At 72.2% G+C, this 23154-nt stretch carries 22 protein-coding genes; 16 read left to right on the forward strand and 6 right to left on the reverse strand.

All coding sequences use genetic code 11. The features are described 5' to 3' along the window. Positions 1-77 precede the first annotated feature (77 nt). The 3 genes from J2W45_RS17050 to J2W45_RS17060 all read left to right on the forward strand — a co-directional run bounded on the left by J2W45_RS17050 (position 78) and on the right by J2W45_RS17060 (position 3708). Positions 78-1967, forward strand: a complete 1890-nt coding sequence (locus J2W45_RS17050) for an ABC transporter ATP-binding protein (protein ID WP_310134281.1) — start codon at positions 78-80, stop codon at positions 1965-1967. 51 nt (positions 1968-2018) lie between these two features. Then, positions 2019-2369, forward strand: coding sequence for a nuclear transport factor 2 family protein (locus J2W45_RS17055; RefSeq protein WP_310134282.1), 351 nt, complete (start codon positions 2019-2021; stop codon positions 2367-2369). 79 nt (positions 2370-2448) lie between these two features. Further along, entirely contained in the window at positions 2449-3708 is a 1260-nt protein-coding gene (locus J2W45_RS17060) for an Nramp family divalent metal transporter (protein WP_310134286.1), read from the forward strand. Between the two features lie 91 nt (positions 3709-3799). Here J2W45_RS17060 and J2W45_RS17065 read toward each other — a convergent pair whose 3' ends face one another. Beyond that, complete coding sequence (locus J2W45_RS17065) at positions 3800-4477, reverse strand: metal-dependent transcriptional regulator (RefSeq protein ID WP_310134288.1); 678 nt, start codon at positions 4475-4477, stop codon at positions 3800-3802. A gap of 65 nt (positions 4478-4542) precedes the next feature. Between J2W45_RS17065 and J2W45_RS17070 the strand changes: the two genes are divergently transcribed. Genes J2W45_RS17070 through J2W45_RS17080 form a run of 3 tightly spaced genes read left to right on the forward strand, consistent with a single transcriptional unit; the run spans position 4543 to position 7529 of the window. Next, positions 4543-5907: a cystathionine beta-synthase gene (locus J2W45_RS17070; RefSeq protein ID WP_310134289.1), complete on the forward strand. Its 1365-nt coding sequence runs from the start codon at positions 4543-4545 to the stop codon at positions 5905-5907. A 36-nt stretch (positions 5908-5943) separates the two neighbouring features. Further along, positions 5944-7089, forward strand: a complete 1146-nt coding sequence (locus J2W45_RS17075; RefSeq protein ID WP_310134291.1) for a cystathionine gamma-synthase — start codon at positions 5944-5946, stop codon at positions 7087-7089. 20 nt (positions 7090-7109) lie between these two features. After that, positions 7110-7529: a VOC family protein gene (locus J2W45_RS17080; RefSeq protein ID WP_310134292.1), complete on the forward strand. Its 420-nt coding sequence runs from the start codon at positions 7110-7112 to the stop codon at positions 7527-7529. Between the two features lie 24 nt (positions 7530-7553). Here J2W45_RS17080 and J2W45_RS17085 read toward each other — a convergent pair whose 3' ends face one another. Next, a complete protein-coding gene (locus tag J2W45_RS17085) occupies positions 7554-7808 on the reverse strand; it encodes a hypothetical protein (RefSeq protein WP_310134293.1) in 255 nt (84 codons plus the stop codon). Positions 7809-8015: 207 nt separating this feature from the next. Between J2W45_RS17085 and J2W45_RS17090 the strand changes: the two genes are divergently transcribed. Together J2W45_RS17090 and J2W45_RS17095 are read left to right on the forward strand one after the other, a co-directional pair. Then, positions 8016-9128 (forward strand): glutamate--cysteine ligase, encoded by a 1113-nt coding sequence (locus J2W45_RS17090; RefSeq protein ID WP_310134294.1) that lies wholly within the window; start codon positions 8016-8018, stop codon positions 9126-9128. A 62-nt stretch (positions 9129-9190) separates the two neighbouring features. Next, a complete protein-coding gene (locus J2W45_RS17095; protein ID WP_310134296.1) occupies positions 9191-9460 on the forward strand; it encodes a hypothetical protein in 270 nt (89 codons plus the stop codon). Between the two features lie 6 nt (positions 9461-9466). On the opposite strand, the gene J2W45_RS17100 is transcribed toward J2W45_RS17095, so the two are convergent. From J2W45_RS17100 to J2W45_RS17115, 4 genes are all read right to left on the reverse strand, one after another. Then, the gene (locus tag J2W45_RS17100) at positions 9467-10426 is read right to left on the reverse strand and encodes a helix-turn-helix transcriptional regulator (protein WP_310134297.1); all 960 of its coding nucleotides are present in this window, start codon (positions 10424-10426) and stop codon (positions 9467-9469) included. 75 nt (positions 10427-10501) lie between these two features. Next, positions 10502-10708, reverse strand: coding sequence for a hypothetical protein (locus tag J2W45_RS17105; protein WP_310134298.1), 207 nt, complete (start codon positions 10706-10708; stop codon positions 10502-10504). Positions 10709-10789: 81 nt separating this feature from the next. After that, entirely contained in the window at positions 10790-10951 is a 162-nt protein-coding gene (locus J2W45_RS17110; RefSeq protein ID WP_310134300.1) for a hypothetical protein, read from the reverse strand. An 85-nt stretch (positions 10952-11036) separates the two neighbouring features. Next, positions 11037-12623, reverse strand: a complete 1587-nt coding sequence (locus J2W45_RS17115; RefSeq protein WP_310134302.1) for a Na+/H+ antiporter — start codon at positions 12621-12623, stop codon at positions 11037-11039. A 128-nt stretch (positions 12624-12751) separates the two neighbouring features. Between J2W45_RS17115 and J2W45_RS17120 the strand changes: the two genes are divergently transcribed. From J2W45_RS17120 to J2W45_RS17155, 8 genes are all read left to right on the forward strand, one after another. Next, positions 12752-14095: an APC family permease gene (locus tag J2W45_RS17120; RefSeq protein ID WP_310134303.1), complete on the forward strand. Its 1344-nt coding sequence runs from the start codon at positions 12752-12754 to the stop codon at positions 14093-14095. Then, positions 14092-15150, forward strand: a complete 1059-nt coding sequence (locus J2W45_RS17125; protein WP_310134305.1) for a LacI family DNA-binding transcriptional regulator — start codon at positions 14092-14094, stop codon at positions 15148-15150. Before J2W45_RS17120 ends, J2W45_RS17125 begins: the two co-directional genes overlap by 4 nt. Positions 15151-15159: 9 nt before the next feature. Then, positions 15160-16554 carry an MFS transporter gene (locus tag J2W45_RS17130; protein ID WP_310134306.1) on the forward strand — a complete coding sequence of 465 codons (1395 nt, stop codon included), beginning with the start codon at positions 15160-15162 and terminating at the stop codon, positions 16552-16554. A 204-nt stretch (positions 16555-16758) separates the two neighbouring features. After that, positions 16759-17745 carry a LacI family DNA-binding transcriptional regulator gene (locus J2W45_RS17135; protein ID WP_310134308.1) on the forward strand — a complete coding sequence of 329 codons (987 nt, stop codon included), beginning with the start codon at positions 16759-16761 and terminating at the stop codon, positions 17743-17745. A gap of 114 nt (positions 17746-17859) precedes the next feature. Next, positions 17860-19152, forward strand: coding sequence for an MFS transporter (locus tag J2W45_RS17140; protein WP_310134309.1), 1293 nt, complete (start codon positions 17860-17862; stop codon positions 19150-19152). Between the two features lie 613 nt (positions 19153-19765). Further along, a complete protein-coding gene (locus tag J2W45_RS17145) occupies positions 19766-20959 on the forward strand; it encodes a Gfo/Idh/MocA family protein (protein ID WP_310134310.1) in 1194 nt (397 codons plus the stop codon). Then, positions 20956-22203, forward strand: coding sequence for a dihydrodipicolinate synthase family protein (locus J2W45_RS17150; protein ID WP_310134312.1), 1248 nt, complete (start codon positions 20956-20958; stop codon positions 22201-22203). The genes J2W45_RS17145 and J2W45_RS17150 overlap by 4 nt, the downstream gene beginning before the upstream one ends. Then, positions 22200-23075 (forward strand): sugar phosphate isomerase/epimerase family protein, encoded by an 876-nt coding sequence (locus J2W45_RS17155; RefSeq protein WP_310134315.1) that lies wholly within the window; start codon positions 22200-22202, stop codon positions 23073-23075. Before J2W45_RS17150 ends, J2W45_RS17155 begins: the two co-directional genes overlap by 4 nt. Positions 23076-23154 lie beyond the last annotated feature (79 nt).

Below are 23154 nucleotides of genomic sequence, written 5' to 3' on the forward strand. Positions count from 1 at the left end.
GCAAGCGTTTACGTCAAGCGCTTGCATCACGGTTCCGTCACGTCGGGCGGCCCCCGCAAGAGGGTTACGCTGAATCCATGAGCGGGATGCGCGGGATGGCGGGCGGCGGCGGACCGGGCGGCCGTCCCCGCCTCGGCGGCGGGGACGCCGACGCGCAGCGGGCGCTCAACGCCACCGCTCCGAAGATCCCGCACCTCTTCCGGCGCATCGTCGAACTGTTCGCGCCGCACCGGATGGCGATCGGCGTCACCATCGTCCTCGTGCTCGTCGGGGCCGCGCTGACCGTCATCCCGCCGCTGCTCACCGAGCGGGCTTTCGACCACGGGCTGTTCCCGCCCGGCGGCACGCCGAACCTCCCCGTGCTGGTCGAGATCGTCGTCCTCATGCTCGTCGTGTACGTGGCGTCGGCGCTGCTCGGCGTCTGGCAGACGTACCTGACCGCGTCGGTCGGCAACAAGGTGATGGGTGCGCTGCGCGTCCGCCTGTTCTCGCACCTGCAGGCGATGGAGCTGAGCTTCTTCACGCGCACCAAGACGGGCATCATCCAGTCGCGCCTGCAGAACGACGTCGGCGGGGTGGCGAGCGTGCTCACCAACACGATGTCGAGCATCCTGGGCAACACCGTCACGGTGATCGCCGCACTGGTGGCGATGCTGCTGCTCAACTGGCAGCTGACCATCGTGGCCGTCGTGCTCATGCCGATCCTGGTGATCGCGCAGCGCCGGGTCGGGCAGGTGCGCGCCCGCATCGCCACCAAGACGCAGGAGTCGCTGTCGGACATGACGGCGATCACGCAGGAGACGCTGAGCGTCTCCGGCATCCTGCTGTCGAAGAGCTTCAACCGCCAGGCGGCCGAGGTCGAGCGCTACTCCGACGAGAACCGCAACCAGATCCGGCTGCAGGTGTCGCAGGCGATGAGCGGCCAGTGGTTCTTCGCGATGGTCAACGTGTTCCTCTCCGCGATCCCGGCGATCGTCTACCTCGTGTCGGGCTGGCTGATCCTGGGCGGTGCGCCCGACATCACCGCGGGAACCATCGTCGCCTTCACCACGGTGCAGGCCCGGCTGCTCTTCCCGCTGCTCGCGCTGATGCGCGTCGCGCTCGACCTGCAGACCTCCGGGGCCTTGTTCGCGCGCATCTTCGAGTACCTCGACCTGAAGCCGGCCATCGCCGACCGCCCCGACGCCGCCCCGGTCGACCCGGCGCGCGACCTCGGGCGGATCGAGTTCGACCACGTCGTGTTCCGCTACCCGGACGCGCGCGAGGGCGAGCGCAACACGCTCGACGACGTCTCCTTCGTCATCCGGCCGGGCGAGTTCGCGGCCTTCGTCGGCCCGAGCGGCGCGGGCAAGACGACGGTCTCGTACCTGATCCCGCGGTTCTACGACGCCACCAGCGGCAGCATCCGCTTCGGCGACACGGACGTGCGCGACCTGCAGCAGGAGTCGCTGGTGTCGCATATCGGCGTCGTCAGCCAGGAGACCTACCTCTTCCACGCGACGATCGCCGAGAACCTCCGCTACGCGCGGCCGGACGCGACCGACGAGGAGCTGGAGCAGGCCGCCCGGCAGGCGAACATCCACGACACGATCGCGGGGTTCCCCGACGGCTACCGGACCATCGTCGGCGAGCGCGGCTACCGCCTCTCCGGCGGCGAGAAGCAGCGCATCGCGATCGCCCGGGTGCTGCTGAAGGACCCCGAGGTGCTCATCCTCGACGAGGCGACCAGCGCGCTCGACACGATCTCGGAGCGGGTCGTGCAGCAGGCGCTGGATGCGGCCTCCAGCGGGCGCACGACGATCGCGATCGCGCACCGGCTCTCCACGATCGTCTCCGCGGACGTCATCTTCGTCATCGACCACGGCCAGGTGGTCGAGCAGGGCACGCATCGCGAGCTGCTCGACCTCGGCGGCGTGTACTCGCGGCTCTACCGCGAGCAGACCGAGAGCAGCGTGCTCGAGGAGTAGCGCCCCCCGGGCGCCCCGGACGGGCGCCCATCCATCGGCGAGAGGAACCCCGTGCCCACGACCACCGAACTGCTGTCCGCCAACCTGCGCGAAGTCTTCGGCAACCGCGACGCCGCCTCACGCCGCGCCGCGATCGAGCGCGTGTACGCCGAGGACGTGGTGTTCACCGATCCGGAGGGCGCGGTCACCGGGTGGGATGCACTGGAGGCGAAGGCCGCGGGGCTGCTCGCGGGAGCGCCGGAGTCGTTCGCCTTCGCGGAAGACGGTCCCGTGTACCTCGGGCCGTCGAGCGGTGCGCTCGCCTGGACGTTCGGGCCGGAGGGGGCGCCGGTCGCCCGCGGGATCGACGTCATCGAGGTGCGCGACGATCGCATCGTCGCGCTGCGCACGCTGCTCGCCTGACGCGCCGTTCTCGGGGCACAGGCGGCGGCGGAGTTAGCCCGGGCTAACTTTTCCGTTCGCGCTGGCGTAGAGTTCGGGGGTGGCACGGGTCCGGGAACGTGAGGCGACGACGGCACGGGTGCGCCCGGCGGTCGGCGCGCGCGTCCTCCTGCTGCTCGGCCCGGCGTTCGTCGCGGCGATCGCCTACGTCGATCCCGGCAACGTCGCCGCCAACCTGACGGCCGGCGCGCGGTACGGCTACCTGCTGGTGTGGGTGCTCGTCGCCGCGAACGCGATCGCGGTCTTCGTGCAGTACCAGTCCGCAAAGCTCGGCATCGTCACGGGACGCAGCCTGCCGGAGCTCCTGGGGGAGCGGCTCGGGACCGGGACGCGACGCGCCTACTGGGTGCAAGCGGAGCTCGTGGCGGCGGCGACCGACATCGCGGAGGTGATCGGCGGCGCGATCGCCCTCAACCTGCTGTTCGGGCTCCCGCTCCCGATCGGCGGTCTGGTCGTCGGGATCGTCGCCATCGGCATCCTCGCCATCCAGTCGCGCCGGGGGCAGCGGCCGTTCGAGGCGGTCATCCTCGGGCTGCTCGGCGTGATCGCGGTCGGGTTCCTCGCGGGACTGTTCGTGAGCCCCGTGGACTGGGGCGCGGCCGTGGGCGGCCTGGTCCCGCGCTTCGACGGCGCCGAGACCGTGCTCCTCGCGGCGGGCATGCTCGGGGCCACCGTGATGCCGCACGCCATCTACCTGCACTCCGCGCTGGCGCGCGACCGGCACGGCCCTCCCGGCGACCCCGGACGGGTGCGGACGCTGCTGCACGCGACCCGGGTGGATGTGGCGCTCGCCCTGGTGCTGGCGGGCGCGGTGAACATCGCGATGCTGCTCGTCGCGGCGTCCGCCCTCGGCGGCGTGGACGGGACCGACACCATCGAGGGCGCCTACCATGCCATTTCGTCGGCGCTCGGACCGGCGATCGGCGTCATCTTCGCCGTGGGACTGCTCGCGTCGGGGCTCGCCTCCTCGTCGGTCGGCAGCTACGCCGGTGCGACCATCATGGGCGGCCTCCTGAAGCTCCGCATCCCGCTGCTCGCCCGCCGGATCGCCACGCTCGTCCCCGCCGTCGTCATCCTCGCCCTCGGGGCCGACCCGACCTGGGCGCTGGTGCTGTCGCAGGTGTTCCTGAGCCTCGGCATCCCGTTCGCGATGATCCCGCTGCTGCGGCTGACCGGCTCGCGTGCGGTGATGGGGGAGTCGGCCGACCGGCTCTGGGTGCGCATCCTGGGCGGTGCGGTCGCCGGTCTCGTGGTGGTGCTGAACCTGCTGCTGGTCGGCCTGACGGTCGCGGGCGCCTGACCGCCGCACGCGGTGACTGCTGCGCCGCGTAACGTCTGCGCCTGCTCGACCGGCGGCAGACGTTCCGAACCGCGGCAGACGCTCGGCGGCGCTACGGACGCGGGTGCGCCGCCACCCAGACGGCGGACGCCGCCGTCGCGCCGAGCACCACGCGCTCGCCGGCGACGTCGACCGTGATGTCGCCCGCGAACGGGCGGTGCTCGTCGACCGTCAGGGCGGTGTCGAGGCCGATGCCGCGCTCGCCGAGGTAGCGGAGGACGGCGGGGTCGGCGTCGGAGATGCGCACGACGGTGAGCCGCGCCCCGTCCGGCGCGTCGAGCAGCGGGACCGCGTCCGGGCGGCGCGGCGTGCCGTCCGCCGTCGGGATCGGGTCGCCGTGCGGGTCGCGCGCGGGGTGGCCGAGGCGGCGGTCCAGCCGCTCGACCAGCTCGTCGGAGACCGCGTGCTCCAGCACCTCGGCCTCGTCGTGCACCTCGTCCCAGCCGTAGCCGAGCTCCTCGACCAGGAACGTCTCGATCAGCCGGTGCCGGCGCACCATCGCCACGGCGTGCCGCCGGCCCGCCTCGGTGAGCTCGACGCCGCCGTACCGTTCGTGCGCCACGAGACCCTGCTCGCCGAGCCGCCGGATGCCGTCGGACACGGTCGCCGCGCGCACGCCCATCCGCTCGGCCAGCTGCTTCACGGTGACCGGCTCGTCCGACCACTCGGTCGCCGACCAGATGATCTTCAGGTAGTCCTGTGCGACGGGCGACAGGTCGGACACGGGCATGAAGCGATTCTAGGGCGGGCGTCACAGGCTCGTCCGGGCGGAGCCGCGCTGTTAAGGTGGGTCGGGTGAAGTACGCACAGACCATCATCGACTTGGTCGGCGACACCCCGCTCGTGAAGCTCAACAGGCTGACCGACGGGATCGCGGCGACGGTGCTCGTCAAACTCGAGTACCTGAACCCCGGAGGTTCGTCGAAGGACCGCATCGCCTCCCGCATCATCGACGCTGCGGAGCAGGAAGGGCTTCTGAAGCCCGGCGGCACCATCGTGGAACCGACGAGCGGCAACACCGGAGTCGGGCTCGCCCTGGTCGCGCAGCAGCGCGGGTACCGGTGCGTGTTCGTGCTCCCCGACAAGGTGGGGGAGGACAAGATCAACGTCCTCACCGCCTACGGAGCGGAGGTGGTGGTGACGCCGACCTCGGTGCCGCCCGAGCATCCCGACTCCTATTACTCGGTGTCGGACCGCCTGGCCGCCGAGATCCCGGGCGCCTTCAAGCCCAATCAGTACTTCAACCCCAACGGCCCGCGCAGCCACTACGAGACCACGGGTCCGGAGATCTGGCGCGACACCGACGGACGGGTCACCCACCTGGTGGCCGGCGTCGGCACGGGCGGGACGATCACCGGGACCGGACGCTACCTGCGCGAGGTGTCGGACGGCCGCGTCCGCATCATCGGCGCCGACCCCGAGGGCTCCGTCTACTCGGGCGGCACCGGCCGTCCCTACCTGGTGGAGGGCGTCGGCGAGGACTTCTGGCCGGGCGCCTACGACCCGGAGGTCGTCGACGAGGTGATCGCGGTGAGCGACGCCGACGCGTTCCGGATGACGCGGCGGCTGGCGCGCGAGGAGGGCATCCTCGTCGGCGGGTCGAGCGGCATGGCCGTCGTGGCCGCGCTCCGGGCCGCGAAGGATCTCGGTCCCGACGACATCGTCGTCGTCATCCTCCCGGACGGCGGACGCGGCTACCTGGCCAAGATCTTTAACGACCGGTGGATGCAGTCCTACGGCTTCAGCGAGGTGCCGCACGAGGCGACGGTGCACGACATCGTCAAGACCAAGCGAGGCGACCTCCCCGACCTGGTGCACACGCACCCCTCCGAGACGGTGCGCGACGCCATCCAGACGATGAACACCTACGGCGTCTCGCAGCTCGTCGTGCTGACGGCCGAGCCGCCCGTCATGATGGGCGAGGTGGCCGGCGCGTTGGACGAGCGCTCGCTCGTTGACGCCGTGTTCAGCGGCCAGGCCGAGATGAGCGACTCCGTGGGCACCCACCTCGGCGAGCCGCTGCCGCTCATCGGCGTGAACGAGTCGGTGACCGCGGCCCGCGCCGCCCTCGCCACCGCGAGCGCACTGCTGGTCACCGACGGCGGCAAGCCCGTCGCGGTGCTCACCCGGCAGGACCTCCTCAACTACTTCAGCGACTGACCCGTACCGGGCCGCTCCATTCAGGAAAAGGGAACCATGACACACGGCTTCGCCACGCGCGCCATCCACGAGGGTCAGGAGTTCGACCCCACCACCGGCGCGATCATCCCGCCGATCTACCAGACCTCGACGTTCGTGCAGGACGGCATCGGCGGCCTCCGAAACGGCTACGAGTACGGCCGCGCCGGCAACCCCACCCGGACGTCGCTCGAGACCCTGCTCGCCTCGCTCGAGGGCGGCGTGCGCGCCCTGTCGTTCGCGTCGGGCCTCGCCGCCGAGGACGCGCTGCTTCGCTCCGCGCTCCGCCCGGGCGACCACATCGTGCTCGGCAACGACGCCTACGGCGGCACGCACCGGCTGATCGACCGCATCCACAGCGAGTGGGGCATCCGGAACACCACCGTCGACCTGGCCGACCTCGACGCGGTCCGGACGGCGCTCGGCACCGACGGCACCCGGATGCTGTGGATCGAGACGCCCAGCAACCCGCTCATGAAGATCAGCGACATCGCCGCGCTCGTCGAGCTCGGTCACGCGGTCGGAGCCGTCGTCGTCGTGGACAACACGTTCGCCTCTCCCGCGCTGCAGCAGCCGCTGGAGTTCGGCGCGGACGTCGTCGTGCACTCGACCACGAAGTACCTGGGCGGCCACTCCGATGTGATCGGCGGCGCGCTGGTCTTCGCCGACGAGGAGCTCGCCGAGAAGGCGCAGTTCATCCAGTTCGCGGCAGGCGCCGTGTCGTCCCCGATGGATGCGTGGCTCACGACCCGCGGCATCAAGACGCTGGACGTGCGCGTGCGCCAGCACAGTGCGAACGCCCAGGCCATCGCGGAGGCGCTCGTCGGGCACGACGGCGTGGACGCGGTCTACTACCCGGGCCTTCCCGACCACCCCGGGCACGAGCTGGCCGCGCGCCAGATGAGCGGTTTCGGCGGGATGCTGTCGGTCGCGCTCGCGGGCGGGGCCCCGGCCGCACGCCGGTTCGCCGAGTCGACGCAGGTCTTCCAGCTGGCGGAGTCGCTCGGCGGCGTGGAGTCGCTGATCGGCTACCCGTCGGAGATGACGCACGCCTCGGTGCGCGGCACCGCGCTCGAGGTGCCCGACAACATCGTGCGCCTGTCGGTCGGCATCGAGGACGTCGACGACCTGCTCGAGGATGTGGAGCAGGCGCTCCGTCGGTAGCCCGCGCTAGCGTCGGCACCATGGATCAGCGCATCAGTCTCGTGACGCTCGGTGTGGCCGACCTGGCGCGGAGCCGGGCCTTCTACGAGGAGGGGCTGGGCTGGACGCCCGCCGACGCCCCCGAAGGCGTCGTCTTCTACCAGCTGCCCGGGATGGCGTTCGCGCTGTTCGGGCGCGACGAGCTGGCAGCCGATGCCCGGCATCCGGTCGACGGGACGTTCAGCGGCATCACGCTCGCGTGCAACCAGCGATCGGAGGAGGACGTCGACGGCGTCCTCGCGGCGGCGGAGGCGGCGGGCGCGCGCATCCTGAAGCCCGCGGAGCGCGTGTTCTGGGGCGGCTACTCGGGGTACTTCGCGGACCCGGACGGTCACGTCTGGGAGGTCGCGTACAACCCGGGCTGGACGCTGGCGGCTGACGGGACGCTCACCGTCGGCTGAGGCGCGCCGCGGGAAGCCATGCCGTCAGGCGGGCGCCGGGTACACGCGCGTGGCGCGCTCGAAGAAGCGCGGCGGCGACGGCTCGGTCGCGATGAGCCCGTCGCGGTGGAAGGACCGGAGGTCGGAGAACAGGCTGGGCAGGCCGAGGGCCGCGAGCTCGTCGACCGTGATGCCCGGGCACTCGGCGATGAGGGCGAGCAGTCGGCGCCTGCCGTCCGCGTCGCTGCGCTCGCCGAGGAGGGACGCGCTGAACGGCACCCGGGTCGTGGTGTCCCACATGGCGACTCCTCGCGCTCGGCCTCCGCGACGGCGGATCGTCGCATCGCTCCGTCCGTTATAGGGCAGAGCCCGGCGGGCGACAAATGGTATACGACGCGATCGATCGCGGAGCGACCCGTCGATGCAACGGATCCACCCCGCGTCGCCGTGTTGCGGCGCGGGGAAGTGGGTCTTGTTCGGGCGCCGGATGCCACCGATAGTTGAGAGGTGAGGACTTTCGGGGTGGAGGAGGAGCTCCTCCTGGTCGACGCGCGCGGTACCGCATCGCCGGTGGCGCCGCTGGTGCTCGCCGACGCCCCGCCGGTCATCGACGGGCCCTCGGTCAGCGCCGAGATCCAGCAGGAGATGATCGAGACGCAGACGCGTCCCCAGCTGCTGACGAGCGAGCTGCTGCTCGACATCATCGCCGGGCGGGAGCTCGCCGACGGCCTCGCACAGCGGCACGGCGCGCGCGCGATCGCGGTGGCCATGTCGCCGATGCGGCTGCGCCCGCACGTGACCGAGGATCCGCGCTACGCGACCATGATCGAGCGCTACGGACTGACGGCCCGCGGAACCCTGGTCTGCGGATCCCACGTGCACGTGGGCATCGAGTCGCGCGAGGAGGGCGTCGCGGTGCTGGACCGCATCCGCACCTGGCTGCCGACCCTGCTCGCGCTGAGCGCCAACTCCCCGTTCTTCGGCAGCGCGGACACCGGGCACGCCAGCTACCGCTTCGTCGCGTGGCACCAGTGGCAGAGCGCCGGACCGACCGACGTGTTCGGGTCGGTCGAGGCGTACGACCGGTTCGAGCGGTTCCTCGTCGACACCGGCGTCATCCTCGACACGGGCATGCTCTATCTGGATGCGCGCGTGTCACGGAAGCATCCCACGGTCGAGATCCGCGTGGCCGACGTGTGCCTCGACGCGCGCGACGCCGCCGTGATCGCGGCGATCGTCCGTGCTCTGGTCGACACCGCCGTCACGGAGTGGCACGCCGGGGTCGAGCCCGCGGCCGTGCCGTCCGCCGCGCTCCGCCTCGCCGAGTGGCAGGCCGCGCTCACCGGCGTCGCCGGATCGCTGCCGCATCCGGTCACCTGGCGGGAGGCGTCGGCCGTCGACGCGGTCCAGGCTCTGGTCAACCACACCGCGGCGGCACTCGCCGCGAACGGCGACCTCGCGTTCGTGCAGCGGGGCATCGCGCGCATCCACGCGACCGGGGGAGGGGCCGGCCGGCAGCGGGCGGCGTTCGAGCGCCGGGGCCGCATCCGGGACGTCGTGGCCCACGCCGTAGTCGCCACCCACGAGCAGTCGGAGGACGACGACCTGGTGGTCGCCTGAGAGTCGTCCACGCGGCGTCACCTGCTCTTCCGTGCGCTCACGATCGCGCCTATTCTGCGGTCATGACGGAGAAGGAGCTCGCGCACCAGCACGCCGTCTACAGTTACGGCTCGCTGCCGCTGACCCTGATGTACAGCCCCACCGCGACGGCGGCATGGGAGGTCTACTACGGCGGCGAGTACCTCGGGCTGATCGAGGAGCTGCACAGCACCGGCGAGCTCTGGCCCGCGTTCGTCGCGCGGCTTCCGGGCGAGGAGGAGGCCGGCGAGGGCATCCCGGCGCGCGACTGGCGTGTGGCGGTCGAGATCCTGGCGGGGCAGGCGGGACTCTAGCGGCCGTCAGCCGACGCTGCGGCGCAGCTGGACCTCCGGTGCCACGCCGAACCGCTCGCGGTAGAGCCGTCCGAAGGTCGCCTCGTCGGGGAAGCCCCACCGCGCGGCCACGTCCGCGACCGTCAGGGGAGCATCGTCGTCACCTTGCGGGTCGATGAGGTCGCGGTGTGCCGCGTTCAACCGGACGCTCCGCAGGTAGTCCAGCGGCGCGAAGGGCAGGTGCATGTCGAACGCGCGCGTCAGCTCCGGCACCGACGTCCCGGCGGCGAGGGCGATGTCGTCGGCGGTGATCGGCAGGGAGGCGTGCTCGTCGATGTACGCGACCGCGCGCTTGAAGGCGGCGGCTCGGGCGGCGACCGTCGTCCGCCGCGCCTCGTGGTCGCCCGCAAGAGGGAAGGTCTCGAGGGTCGCGACCGCCAGCTGGCGGAAGAGGGAGGCGCGCTGCAGCGGGTGGTCGAAGGCGCCGGCGGCGACCTGCCGCCAGGCGTGATCGTGCACCGCGCGCCAGTGCCGGGCGGCGTGGGCGGAGACGGACGAGGCGGAGACGAACTCCAGCGCCCCCACCTCGTCGCCGAACTGCGCGCGGGCGGTGCGGGCGAGCGCCCGAACGTCGAAGGCGACGACCGTGACGCCCGCGTGGTCCATGACTCCATGGGCCCCGGCCTCGGGCTGGAACAGCGCGGGAGCGGCCGCCAGGTCGCCCTCGTCGCCGCCGGAGCGCCAGCGGTAGCGGCCGCGCGCGAGGCCGACCGCGATGAACGGCAGATCGAACGACAGCGAGAGGTCGCCGCCGAAGCGGTGCCGGCCGAGCAGCATCCGCTCGTCCCCGCGGAGCTCCTCGAGGTAGGTCAACCCGCTCGTGCGCACGTCGGAGCCGAACGACACGTCGCCGTAGCTGCGCCGGAGCAGCTCCTCGGCCGATTCGGGATCCGCCGCCTCGTCACGGGTGAAGAACGTGCCGGGCATCGGGCTCCTCGCCGAGCGCATCCTCACGGCATGGCCGGCGCACTCCTGCTGGGAGTCTATGCCTGCGCATGGACCTCAGAAGGCGAACTGCGCCCATTCGTCGCGCGCCAGCGACATCCGTTCGCCCCGCGAATCCACGATCCACGACTCCGGCGTGCAGGCCAGGTACGTGCAGAGCAGAGTCTCGCTCGTCCAGCCGTCGGCGGAGCGGATCCAGCGCACGAGGTGCACATCCTGCCCCGGCTTCGGAACGTTCCCGATCGGCGCGTCCAGTGTCGTCACGCTGCACCCCTCCCCCTTGTGCCGCCTGTTCACCACCGACCCTAGCGGGGTACAGGACCGGGGGACAAGACCCGCGGACGCTCAGTTGCCGCTGTCGTCCTCCAGCGGGTCGAACTCGTCGTGCTCGGGCTCGAAGACGCCGTCGGCGTCGTAGGGACCCTCGTCGCCGCCCTCGGCGATGGCGTCGGTGTCGATCGGCTCGCCCGAGGGCGTCTCCGGCCAGTTCTCCTTGGCGTCGGACATGACGGACCCCTTTCGTGGATGCTTCTGAGCGCGATCGTAGACGGGTGACGGCGCCCGCAGAAGGCCCCGGTCGCCCGAGGGCCGCTCACTCGCCGGGCTCGCGGCCGGTGAGCCGCACCTCCTCCAGATCGAGGCGCCGCTGCACGTCCCGCAGCACGATGTCGTCGATCTCGCCCTCGTCGCGCAGGCGGACGACCTCCTCGCGCTTGCAGGCGAGCAGCGCCAGCCGCAGCTCCCTGTCCTGGCGGCTGCGCTCCACCGCATCCTCGCCGCCCTCGGACTCGTCCTCCGCCTCGAGCAGCTCCAGGTGCTCCTCGAACTCCGTCTGGATGCGCTCGCCGATCTCGGGATCGACCTGCAGCCTGCGCACCAGCTGCGGGAGCTCGTCGAGAGCCGCGCGGGTGGCGTTCGTCTCGGCGAGGCGGATCTCGTGGCCGACCGCTTCGTCCGACGGGAGGTTCGCCCAGCGCACGACCGCCGGGAGCACGAGGCCCTGCACCACCAACGTCACGATGATGACGCCGGTCGTGACGAAGACGATGAAGTCGCGGCTGGGGAACGGCTGCCCGGACCCGATGGTGGCCGGCACGGCGAGCGCCGCGGCGAGCGACACCGCGCCGCGGAAGCCGGAGAGGCTGCTGACGACCCTCCAGCGGTTGCTCATCCGCCGCGCCTTCTGCTCCGGGCGGCGGTCGAGCGTGCGGATGAGGAACACGGTGATGAACTGGAACACGAACCGCACGGCGACGATCACGACCGTGACCGCGACGATGGCGACCAGCCCCATCCCGAGGTCGCGGGTGGCCAGCTCGCCGACCGAGCGCGGAAGCTCGATGCCGACCAGGACGAAGAGGCTCGCGTTGAGCAGGAAGGTCGAGAACGACCAGAACGCGTCGGACTGCCGCCGTCCCTCCGCGACGCCGATGCGCGGGCCGGCCTGGCTGATGATGAGCCCGGCGACGACGACCGCCAGCACACCCGACGCATGGATGACCTCGGCCACCAGATAGGCGGTGAACGGGGTGAGCAGCATCGCGATGTTCTGCGTGATCGCGTCGCGGAGGCGCCGGCGCGCCAGGATCGCGAGCCAGGCGACCAGGGCGCCGACGGCCGCCGCAGCCAGGTAGGCGAAGAGGAAGGTGACCGTGATCGCGCCGAAGCTGACGTCGGCGTCGCCGACGGTGAAGCCGACGGCGATCGACCAGAGTACGAGCGCCGTGCCGTCGTTGATCAGGCTCTCGGCCCGCAGGATCGTCACGTTGCGCCGCGGCAGCTCGCGCGTGAACGACGTCATGGCGGTGGCGTCCGTCGGGGCGATCGCGGCGCCGAGCACCCACGACGGTCCCCAGCCGAGGCCCATGGTGTGCGCCAGCACCGCGACGGCGGCGGCGGTGGCCACGACGAGCGCCGTGCTCATCGGGATGATGGTGCGCAGGTTGGACCGGATCTCGCGGAGCGAGGTCGTGAGGCTCTCCCAGTACAGGATCGCCGGCAGGAACAGGAACAGCACCACCTCGGGCGCGAGCTCGACCCCGCGGAACAGCGGCACCAGGCCGATGACGACGCCGAAGGCGACCAGCAGCAGCGGCTGGGCGACGCCGATGCGGCCGGCGATCACCCGCGAGAGCAGGATGATGACGCCGATCACGACGAGCAGTTCGAGTGCGAGCACGGGACCTCCTGCGTCATCCTCCCGCGCCGGGCGCCCCGGCGGAACCGTCGGGCGGCTGAGAGTGAGCGCATAGAAAGTCCCCAGGAGACGACTCGACGGGTGTCGGGGGTCCGCGCCATCATGGGGACATGACGGAACGCGGGCCCTCGACCACGCGCGCCCGCGGTGCGGAGCCCGAGCTGCCCGACCCGCGGGTGCCCGCGCCGCCGCACGGGCGCCTCGGCGTCGCAGGCGGGACGGCCCTGTACATCGCCGCGGTCCTCGGGACAGGCATCCTGGTGCTTCCGGCGCTCGCCGCGGCGGCCGCCGGTCCGGGCGCCATCCTTGCGGTCGCGGCGCTCGCGCTCATCTCGGTGCCGCTCGCGAGCACCTTCGCCGCCCTCGCCCGCCGGCATCCGGACGCGGGAGGCGTGGCGACCTTCGCGCGCCGCGCCTTCGGGCCGGGAGCCGCACGGGTCATCAGCTACTGGTTCTTCTTCGGCACGCCGATCGGCGCCCCGATCGCCGCGCTGATGACGGCGCGCTACGTCGTCGCGGTGATCGGCGGCGACGCACGGACCGCGACCCTGATCGCCGTCGGCCTGATGGTCATCCCGGTCGTGGTGACCGCCTTCGGCGTCCGCTTCGCCGCCTCCGTACAGCTGGTGCTCTCCGGCGCTCTCGTGGCGGTTCTGGTTTTCGTGCTCGCGGCCGCCGCCCCGCACGCGCGACCCGAGAACCTCCAGCCGCTGCTCCCGCACGGCTGGGCGGGCGTCGGGCTCGCCATGAGCCTGTACATCTGGGCGTTCGCGGGATGGGAGGCGGTGGCCGGGATCGGCGGCGAGTTCCGCAACCCGCGGCGCGACATCCCTCGCGCGACGGCCCTCGCGCTCGTCATCGTCTCGGTCGCCTACCTGGCCATCCAGACGGTCACGGTCGTCGTGCTCGGTGGGGACGCCGCCACGAGCGACGTGCCGCTGCTCGACCTGGTGCGGGTGGCGACCGGAGCGGGCGGCGGCGTGGTGGTCGCCGTGATCGCGGCGATCGTCGTGACCGGTGTGTTCAACGCGTACCTCGCCGCCTTCAGCAAACTGGGCGCGGCGATGGGCCGCGACGGCGACCTCCCGGCGTGGTTCGGCCGCGGGGTCGAGAACGGCGCGGTGGCCCGGCGCGGGCTGCTGCTCTCGGCGGTGGTCATGGCCGTGTACTCGGTCATCGTGCTGTCGAGCGGTGATCTGCAGCCGTTCATCCTCATCCACACCAGCATCGCGGCCGCCGTGTACGGCCTGGGCGTCGCCTCAGCGGTCCGCCTGCTGCCGGCGCGGTCGCTCGGCTGGTGGATGGCCGTGATCTCGTGCGTGCTGGCCGCCGGACTGCTCGTGCTCGCCGGCTGGCACCTGGTCTTCCCCCTGGTCGCCGCGGTCATCGCCGTGGGCGTCGGAGCGGTCTCCCGCCGGGCGCGGGGTCGTGCGACCGGAGCGGGCGCCCCATGACCGAGCACCCGCGCGCCCCGGGCATGCGCGACGTGGCCGCACTGGCCGGCGTCTCGCACCAGACGGTGTCGCGGGTCATCAACGGGCATCCGAGCATCCGGGAGTCGACCCGGCTGCGGGTGCTCGATGCGATGCAGCAGCTGCACTACCGCCCGAACCGGGCTGCCCGCGCGCTCGTGACGTCCCGGTCGCGCACCATCGGCATCCTTTCGACGTCGGCCGCTGCCCTGTACGGGCCGGTCTCGAGCATCGGGGCGATCCAGGATGCGGGGCGCACGGCCGGGTACTACATCGCCGTCGCCCAGCTCTCCGACCTGACCCCGGCATCCATCGCCGCCGGTCTCGACCACCTGCTCGCGCAGTCCGTCGAGGGCCTCATCGTGATCGCGCCGCAGGAGGTCGTGCTCGAGCAGCTGGAGCGCGCACGCCTGGACGTGCCGTACGTCACCCTGCTCGGCGGTCCGTCGTCCACCGCGCGCGAGCTCTCCGTCGACCAGGTCGCGGGCGCGCGGGCGGCCACCCGGCACCTGGTCTCGGCCGGGCACCGCCGCATCGTGCACCTCTCGGGGCCGCTCGACTGGTTCGAGGCGCAGGCGCGCGTGCAGGGCTACCGTGCCGAACTCGAGAGCGCCGGACTCGAGCCCCTGCCGGCGCCCGAAGGCGCGTGGACCGCGGAGTCCGGGTACCGCCTCGCGCTCGCGGCGCTCACGGATCCCGAGGTCACGGCGGTGTTCGCCTCCAACGACCAGATGGCCCTCGGCGTCTACCACGCGGCACACGAGCTGGGGCGGCGCATCCCGGAAGACGTGAGCGTCATCGGATTCGACGACATCCCGGAGGCTGCGCACTACTGGCCGCCCCTCACGACCGTGTTGCAGGACTTCACCCAGCTCGGCCGCCGGAGCGTCGAGAACCTGGTGGCGGAGATCGAAGGCGGCGCGGAGCCGACCGCCGTCAGCCTGATGCCGGACCTGGTCGTGCGGGCATCCACCGCACCGGTCGGCTCTGCGGGCGCCGGACTGCACGCCTCCCCGGACGTCGGCGGGTCGGCCTAGTCTGAGGTGATGAGCTCGCGCGACGTGGATGCGGTGTCGGCCACCGCCGCACCCCGCGATGCCGAGGCTGTCGGCGGTGTGCTGAGCCGCCCCTACCGGTGGACGAGCATCGGGATGTGCCTCCTCGTCACGCTCGCGGCGTTCGAGGCGCTGGCGGTGACCACGATCATGCCGGCGGTGAGCCGGGAACTCGATGGCGCCGCCCTGTACGCCTTCGCGTTCGCGGGTCCGCTGGCGGTCGGCGTGGTCGGGATGGTGGCCGCCGGCGCGTGGGCGGACCGCGGCAATCCGCGCTCGGCGCTGATCGCATCCGTCGCCCTCTTCGTCGCCGGTCTGCTCACCGCCGGGCTCGCCCCGACGATGGGGCTGTTCGTCATCGGCCGGCTGGTGCACGGGCTCGGCGGCGGCGCGCTCACGGTGGTGCTCTACGTGATCGTCGCCCGCGTGTATCCGCCGCGCCTCCACCCGCGGATCTTCGCCGGCTTCGCCGCGGCCTGGGTGATCCCGTCGCTGATCGGTCCCTTCATCGCCGGGGTGCTGACCGAGACGGTCGGCTGGCGCTGGGTGTTCCTCGGCGTGGTGGCGCTGACCGGGCTCGCCATGCTGATGGTGGTTCCGGTGATGCGGGGCGTGCTGCGGGCGCCCGGCGAGCCGGCGCCGTTCCGGGTGTCCCGGCTGCTCTGGGCAGTGCTGCTCGCGGCGGCCGTGCTCGCGCTCACCCTGGCCGCAGAGGCGAGAGGCCCGGTGCAGTGGGTCGTGCCGGTGGTGGCCGCCGTGGCCGCCGGCCTCGCGATCCGGCCGCTCGTTCCGCGCGGAACGCTGCTCGCCCGTCGCGGGCTGCCCAGCGTCATCCTGATGCGGGCGATCGTCGCGGCGACCTTCTTCGCGACCGAGGTCTACGTGCCGCTGCTCATGGTGACCGAGTACGGCGTGTCCGCCGCGATCGCGGGGCTCGCGCTGACGGCGGCCGGGCTGAGCTGGGCGGCGGCGTCCTGGTGGCAGGGGAGGTTCCCGCAGCTGGGCCACCAGGCGGCAGCGCGCCTGGCCGCCGGCGGACTCAGCATCGCGCTCGCGTCGCTCATCGCGACCGCGATCCTGCACCTCGATCCGCTGGTCGTGGTCGTCGGCTGGGCCTTCGCGGGAGCGGGCATGGGCTTCCTGTACCCGCGGCTGGGCGTGCTGACGCTGCAGTACTCGACGAAGGACGACCAGGGCTTCAACAGCTCGGCGCTGTCGATCGCGGACTCGACCGGCTCGGCCGTCGCCCTCGCGGCGACGGCGATCGTCTTCGCGGCCATGCGTGGGCTGCCGGGCGGGTGGCCGTTCGCCGGGGCGTTCGCGGTCACGGCGGTGCTGTGCGGGCTGTCCTGGGTGATCGGGTCGCGGTTGGTGCGGCGCGGCTGAGTGGGGCGGGCGCCGGCGGGCGGTGCGTGCCGGCGGGGGCGGCGGCGCTGAGCAGCGCGGGCGGACGAGGCGGGCGTCGGCGGGCGGTGCGCGCTGGGGAGTGCGCCGCGCTGAGCAGCGCGGGCGGACGAGGCGGGCGCCGGCGGGCGGTGCGTGCGGCGCGCTGAGCAGCGCGGTCGCATGGCGCGCCGGTAGGTTGGGCGTGTGAGCGAGAACGTCCCCACGCTGTCCGACGTCGCCGCGCACGCGGGCGTCTCGCTGGCGACCGCGTCGCGCGCCCTCAACGGCAGCGCCCGCACGGTCAACCCGGCCCTGCAGGAGCGGGTGCTCGCCTCGGCGAGCGCCCTCGGGTACAGCGCCAACGTGCAGGCCCAGGCGGTCGCGCGCGGCACCACCAACGTCGTCGCACTCGTCGTCGGCGACATCGCGGACCCGTACTTCGCATCCATCGCGTCGGGCGTCGTGCGCGTCGCGGACGAGCGCGGCCTCATCGTCACCATCACCGCCACGGGGCTGTACGCGGGAGCAGCGTCGGTCGAGCGGGAGCAGGCGGCGCTGACCGCGCTCCGCGGGCAGCGTCCCCGAGCCGTCGTGCTCGCCGGGAGCCGCGTCGTCGGCGCTGAGCCGCCGACGACCGGGCGCGAGCGGGTCGCCGTCGTCGGCTCGGGCGCTCCGGGCCTGCGGACCGTGTCCGTGGACAACACCGGGGGCGCGGCCCGGCTCGCGCACGAGTTGCGCTCCCTGGGCTATGCGGATTTCGCGGTGATCGCCGGACCGGAGGAGCTGGTCACCGTGCGCGACCGGGTCGACGGGTTCCGTTCGGTGGCGGGCGAGGTGCCGGTCGAGCACGCCGAGTTCTCACGCGACGGCGGCCGCCGCGCCATGTCCGCGCTCCTCGCCTCGGGCGCGCGGCCCGAGTGCGTCTTCGCGGTGAGCGACGTGATGGCCATCGGCGCCATGGCCGCATTGCGGGAGGCGGGCATCCGCCCGGGGGAGGACATCGCCGTCGCCGGCTTCGACGACATCCCATTGGTGGCCGACGTGACCCCGGCGCTGACGTCCGTCGCGCTGCCGCTGGCCGACATCGGCGCACGCGCCCTCGAGCTCGCCCTCTCCGACGACGGCGGCACGGAGGACGCGGCCCCGGTCGCCGCCGAGGTGCGTTTGCGGGCCTCGACGCCGCGGCGCTGACCGGCGGACACGCGCTCAACCGTCCGCTTGACAGATCTCGGCGACCGACTATCGTTGAGGCCTGGTAAGCGCTTTCTCGCGCCGGCCGATCACCGTCGATCGGAAAGGACCCCCGTGACAGACACCGCTCTCGGCTCCACCCGCCTCAACCCCGACCAGCGCAACGCGTTCATCGCGTCGCTGCTCGGCTGGATGATGGACGCCTTCGACTACTTCATCATCGTCCTGGTCTACGCGGACATCGGCGCGGAGTTCGGCGTCCCGCTCCAGCAGATGGCGTACCTGACCACCGTCACCCTGATCATGCGGCCCGTCGGCGCCTACCTGTTCGGCCTGTGGGCGGACCGGGTCGGCCGTCGCATCCCGTTGATGGCCGACGTGTGCTTCTACGCGATCGTCGGGTTCCTGTGCGCGTTCGCCCCCAACTTCACGGTGCTCTTCATCCTGCGGCTGCTCTACGGCATCGGCATGGCGGCGAGTGGGGACTCGGCGCAGCCCTCACGATGGAGAAGGTGCCGCGCACCCGTCGTGGTCTGTACTCGGGCATCCTGCAGGCCGGCTACTCGGCCGGATACCTCCTGGCTTCGCTCGCCTTCCTGCTGGTTCACTCGGTCTTCGGCCTCAACTGGCGCTGGATGTTCGCGCTCAGCAATCCTGCCCGCCCTGATCACGCTCATCATCCGCTCCCGGGTGAAGGAGTCGGAGGTGTGGGAGAACACCCGCGAGAAGATGCGCAAGGCCGACACGTCCATCCGCCGCGTCTTCTTCGACGGCAAGGTGCTGCGCCGCTTCGTCTACCTGGTGCTGTTGATGGCGGCGTTCAACTGGATGAGCCACGGCACGCAGGACATCTATCCGACGTTCCTGAAGTCCACCGAGAACGGGGGTGCGGGGCTGGATGCCGCGACGGCCGGCTGGATCGCCGTCGTCTACAACATCGGGGCCATCGTCGGCTGCATCGTGCTCGGATCGCTCTCCGACCGGTGGGGCCGCAAGGCGACGATCATCCTGGGCGCGGCGCTGACCATCCCGATCATCCCGATCTTCGCCTTCTCGCAGACGGCCGGGCTGCTGTGCCTGGGATCCGCGCTCATCCAGTTCACCACCCAGGGTGCCTGGGGAGCGATCCCCGCCCACCTGAACGAGATGTCGCCGAACGCGATCCGCGGGTTCTACCCCGGCGTCACGTACCAGCTCGGCAACGTGATCGCCGCCTTCAACCTGCCCATCCAGCAGGCGCTGGCGCCGCAGCTCGGCTACGGCTGGGCGATGGCGTCGACGGTCGGAATCGCGGCGATCGCGGTCATCCTGCTGACGGCGTTCGGCAAGCAGGCGCACGGGATCGACTTCACCCGCGCCGACGCGGCGACGCCCGCGGCAGAGCCGGCGGTGCGCGCGCGGCGCTGACGCGTGGGCGCTGTGTGCGCCCGGGCGTGGGCGTGCCCGGCGCTGAGCGCGTGACCGTCGCTCACGCGGCGGCGGGGCCTCGCGGCGTGGCGCACATTCGTCACGAATCGTGGGAATCCCCGCCGTTTGGCCCACATTCGGCACGAATGAGTGAGGTCGGTCGGGGGCTCATTCGGCACGAATCCTCGGAATCCCAGGCGGGATGCGCGCATTCGGCACGAATGAAGCGGGTGCTCTCGTCGGTGGACGGCTGGCGCGGATCGATGGAGATGCGGCCCCCAGCGGTGGAGATCTGGCCCGGATTGAAGGAGATTCGGCACCCAACGGCGGAGATTCGGCCCGGATCGGGTCGGATCTCCGCCGGGGGAGTGTTCCGTCGGAGATGTATGCGCTTTCCACCGACGATCGTGCGGTGCGATGCGGAGGCCCCCGCGTTGACATTCCAGGCATGACCGCCTACTCTTTCGGTAAGCGCTTTCCAAGTTGGAAGCATGACGCACTCGCTGCGCCCCGCCCTCCACCTGCACTACTGCTCCACCCGCACTACGACCTCCACCCGCACCACGGCCGCACACGCACCCCACCCCACCCGCACCACTACAAAGGAGTACACGTGTCGTCGATCGGCATCATCATGAACGGCGTCTCCGGGCGCATGGGTTACCGCCAGCACCTGGTGCGGTCGATCCTGGCCATCCGCGAGCAGGGCGGCGTCGAGCTGTCGGACGGCCGGCGCGTGCAGGTCGTGCCGCTCCTCGTCGGCCGCAACGAGGAGAAACTCGCCGAGCTGGCGAAGCGGCACGACATCGCCGACTACACCACCGACCTCGACGCCGCGCTCGCGGACGACCGCTGGCAGATCTACGCCGACTTCCTGGTCACGCAGGCGCGGTCGGCCGCCATCCGCAAGGCGATCGCCGCCGGGAAGGCCATCTACACGGAGAAGCCGACCGCGGACAGCTTCGCCGAGGCGCTCGAGCTGGCCAGGCTCGCGGACGACGCGGGCGTCAAGAACGGCGTCGTCCACGACAAGCTTTACCTGCCCGGGATGCGCAAGCTGAAGCGGCTCATCGACTCCGGCTTCTTCGGCCGCATCCTGTCGGTGCGCGGCGAGTTCGGCTACTGGGTGTTCGAGGGCGACTGGCAGGAGGCGCAGCGTCCGAGCTGGAACTACCGGGCCGAGGACGGCGGCGGCATCGTGGTCGACATGTTCCCGCACTGGAGCTACGTGCTCGAGAACCTGTTCGGCCGCGTCCAGTCCGTTTACGCGCAGGCCGCCACCGAGATCCCCGAGCGGGTCGACGAGCGCGGCGAGCCGTACGCCGCGACGGCCGATGATGCCGCCTACGCGATCTTCCAGCTGGAGGGCGGCATCACGGCCCAGCTCAACTCCAGCTGGACGACGAGGGTGAACCGGGATGAGCTGGTCGAGTTCCAGGTGGACGGCACCCTCGGCAGCGCGGTCGTCGGCCTCTTCGGGTGCAAGATCCAGCCCCGGAACGCCACCCCGAAGCCGGTGTGGAACCCCGACCTCGCCGACGACCACGACTACGCCTCCGACTGGATCGAGTCCCCGGCGAACGAGGTGTTCGAGAACGGGTTCAAGACCCAGTGGGAGGACTTCCTCCGGCATGTGCTCGAGGATGCGCCTCACCGGTTCGACTTCCTGGCGGGCGCCCGCGGCGTGCAGCTCGCAGAGCTGGGCCTCCGCTCCTCCCGCGAGGGCCGCCGCATCGAGCTGCCGCCGGTGACGCTCGACAGCACGCCGGTCCCCGCGTCCGCCGACCTGCAGGCGGCGGCCCGATGAGCGGCCCGACTGCGACAGCCGTTCCCACCTCTACCGGCGCGACCGCGGCACCCCCCTCCACGCCCGTCACCCTCCTGCACGCCGACGGCACCACCTCCACCACCGACCTCGGAACCGCCCCCGCGTTCCGCCGCCCCACCGCGCCGCTGCGGTCGCGGGTCGCCTACGCGGCGGCTCACGTCATCCCCAAGCCGTGGGCCGAGAACGTCCCCGGCGCCCCGGCCGACATCGACTGGGATGCGACGCTCGCCTTCCGGCGCCACCTCTACTCGTGGGGGCTCGGCGTCGCGGACGCGATGGACACCGCCCAGCGCAACATGGGGCTCGACGCGGCGGCGACGCGCGAGCTCATCGCACGCAGCGCGGCGGATGCCCGCGCCGTCGGCGGCTCGGTCGTCGCCGGGGTGAACACCGACCACGTCGACGATGACGTCATCCCGCTGGATGCGGTGATCGACGCCTACACACGGCAGCTCCACGCCACCGAGGACGCCGGGGCCGGCGTCGTGCTCATGGCCAGCCGGCATCTGGCCCGGGCGGCGGAGTCGGCCGCCGACTACGAGCGCGTCTACGGTGCCGTGATCGGGGCCGCGTCGGCGCCGGTGGTCCTGCACTGGCTCGGGCCCGCGTTCGACCCTGCCCTCGCCGGGTACTTCGGATCGGCCGGCTTCGGGCCGGCCGCCGACACGGTGCTGCGGATCATCGAGGCGGCCGACGGCCGGGTGTCCGGCATCAAGATGAGCCTGCTCGACGCCGACGCCGAGCGCTCGCTGCGGTCGCGGCTGCCGGAGGGCGTGCGGATGTTCACCGGCGACGACTTCAACTACGTCGAGCTGATCGACGACGAGGGCGAGGACACGGGAGGCGAGGCCGGCGCACCCGCGCACTCGGATGCGCTGCTGGGCGCGTTCGCCGCGATCGGTCCCGCCGCATCCGCGGCACTGCAGGCCCTCGACCAGGGCGACCACGACCGCTACCGCAGCATCCTCACGCCGACGCAGGAGCTGTCCCGGCAGATCTTCGCCGGGCCCACCTTCTACTACAAGACCGGGGTGGCCTTCCTGTCCTGGCTGAACGGCCACCAGGACGCCTTCGCCATGGTCGGCGGCCTCCACTCGGCGCGGAGCCTGCCGCACCTCTCCGAGATCGTGCGGCTCGCCGCGCGCAGCGGCGCCCTCGAGCGCCCGGACCTCGCCGCCGAGCGCTGGACGTCGCTCCTCCGCCTGAACGGAGTGGACGCGTGAGTCGGCCCGACCCGCGCCTGTCGATCAACCAGGCGACGATCAAGTACGCGTCGCTCGCCGACGCGCTTCGCGTGATGAGCGACTCCGGTATGCAGAGCATCGGCCTCTGGCGCGAACCGGTCGCCGAGGTCGGGCTCGACCGGGCGGCGCGGATGCTGGCCGACTCCGGTCTGCGCTTCTCGAGCCTCTGCCGTGGCGGCTTCTTCACGGCCCCGGAGGGCGCGGAGCGGCGGGCGGCGCTGGATGCGAACCGGCGCGCGATCGAGGAGACCGCGACGCTGGCGGCCGCCGGCGCGGAGGGGTCCGCGGCGGTGCTGGTGCTCGTCGCGGGCGGACTTCCCGCGGACTCGCGCGATCTGGTGGGTGCGCGCGAGCGCGTCGTCGATGCGCTCGCCGAGCTGGAGCCCGAGGCGAGCGCCGCCGGCGTCGCGCTGGCGGTCGAGCCGCTGCACCCGATGTACGCGGCCGACCGTGCCGTCGTCTCAACGCTCGGCCAGGCGCTGGACATCGCGGAGCGATTCCCCGCCGCGTCGGTCGGCGTCGTCGTCGACACCTTCCACGTGTGGTGGGATCCCGACCTGCTCCGACAGATCGCCCGCGCAGGCGCCGGTGGCCGGATCGCGAGCTACCAGGTCTGCGACTGGGTCACCCCGCTGCCCGCGGACGTGCTGCTCGCGCGGGGGATGATGGGCGACGGCCACATCGACTTCGCCCCGATCACGGCCGCGGTCGCGGAGGCCGGGTACACGGGCGACATCGAGGTGGAGATCTTCAACGAGTCCATCTGGGCGGAGGATCCGGCGAGCGTCGTCGCTCGGACGGCCGAGGCGTTCGAGCGCTGCGTCGGGGCGACGGCTCCGGCGGCGCGGTGACCCGGGCGCAGGCGTCCAGGGCGCAGGCCTCCGGCGCGCCGTGTGACCGGCCCGGGCGCGGCATCCATGCGAAGGTGGT

Origin of the sequence: Leifsonia shinshuensis (genome assembly GCF_031456835.1) — a bacterium.
In the GTDB taxonomy this organism is placed as follows: domain Bacteria; phylum Actinomycetota; class Actinomycetes; order Actinomycetales; family Microbacteriaceae; genus Leifsonia; species Leifsonia shinshuensis_C.

Excerpts from the sequence above, each read along its gene's own strand:
- J2W45_RS17050 (WP_310134281.1), top strand. The coding sequence starts at position 78 with ATGAGCGGGATGCGCGGGATGGCGGGCGGCGGCGGACCGGGCGGCCGT.
- J2W45_RS17065 (WP_310134288.1), bottom strand. The coding sequence starts at position 4,477 with ATGCCCGTGTCCGACCTGTCGCCCGTCGCACAGGACTACCTGAAGATC.
- J2W45_RS17075 (WP_310134291.1), top strand. The coding sequence starts at position 5,944 with ATGACACACGGCTTCGCCACGCGCGCCATCCACGAGGGTCAGGAGTTC.
- J2W45_RS17080 (WP_310134292.1), top strand. The coding sequence starts at position 7,110 with ATGGATCAGCGCATCAGTCTCGTGACGCTCGGTGTGGCCGACCTGGCG.
- J2W45_RS17085 (WP_310134293.1), bottom strand. The coding sequence starts at position 7,808 with ATGTGGGACACCACGACCCGGGTGCCGTTCAGCGCGTCCCTCCTCGGC.
- J2W45_RS17095 (WP_310134296.1), top strand. The coding sequence starts at position 9,191 with ATGACGGAGAAGGAGCTCGCGCACCAGCACGCCGTCTACAGTTACGGC.
- J2W45_RS17100 (WP_310134297.1), bottom strand. The coding sequence starts at position 10,426 with ATGCCCGGCACGTTCTTCACCCGTGACGAGGCGGCGGATCCCGAATCG.
- J2W45_RS17110 (WP_310134300.1), bottom strand. The coding sequence starts at position 10,951 with ATGTCCGACGCCAAGGAGAACTGGCCGGAGACGCCCTCGGGCGAGCCG.
- J2W45_RS17120 (WP_310134303.1), top strand. The coding sequence starts at position 12,752 with ATGACGGAACGCGGGCCCTCGACCACGCGCGCCCGCGGTGCGGAGCCC.
- J2W45_RS17125 (WP_310134305.1), top strand. The coding sequence starts at position 14,092 with ATGACCGAGCACCCGCGCGCCCCGGGCATGCGCGACGTGGCCGCACTG.
- J2W45_RS17130 (WP_310134306.1), top strand. The coding sequence starts at position 15,160 with ATGAGCTCGCGCGACGTGGATGCGGTGTCGGCCACCGCCGCACCCCGC.
- J2W45_RS17150 (WP_310134312.1), top strand. The coding sequence starts at position 20,956 with ATGAGCGGCCCGACTGCGACAGCCGTTCCCACCTCTACCGGCGCGACC.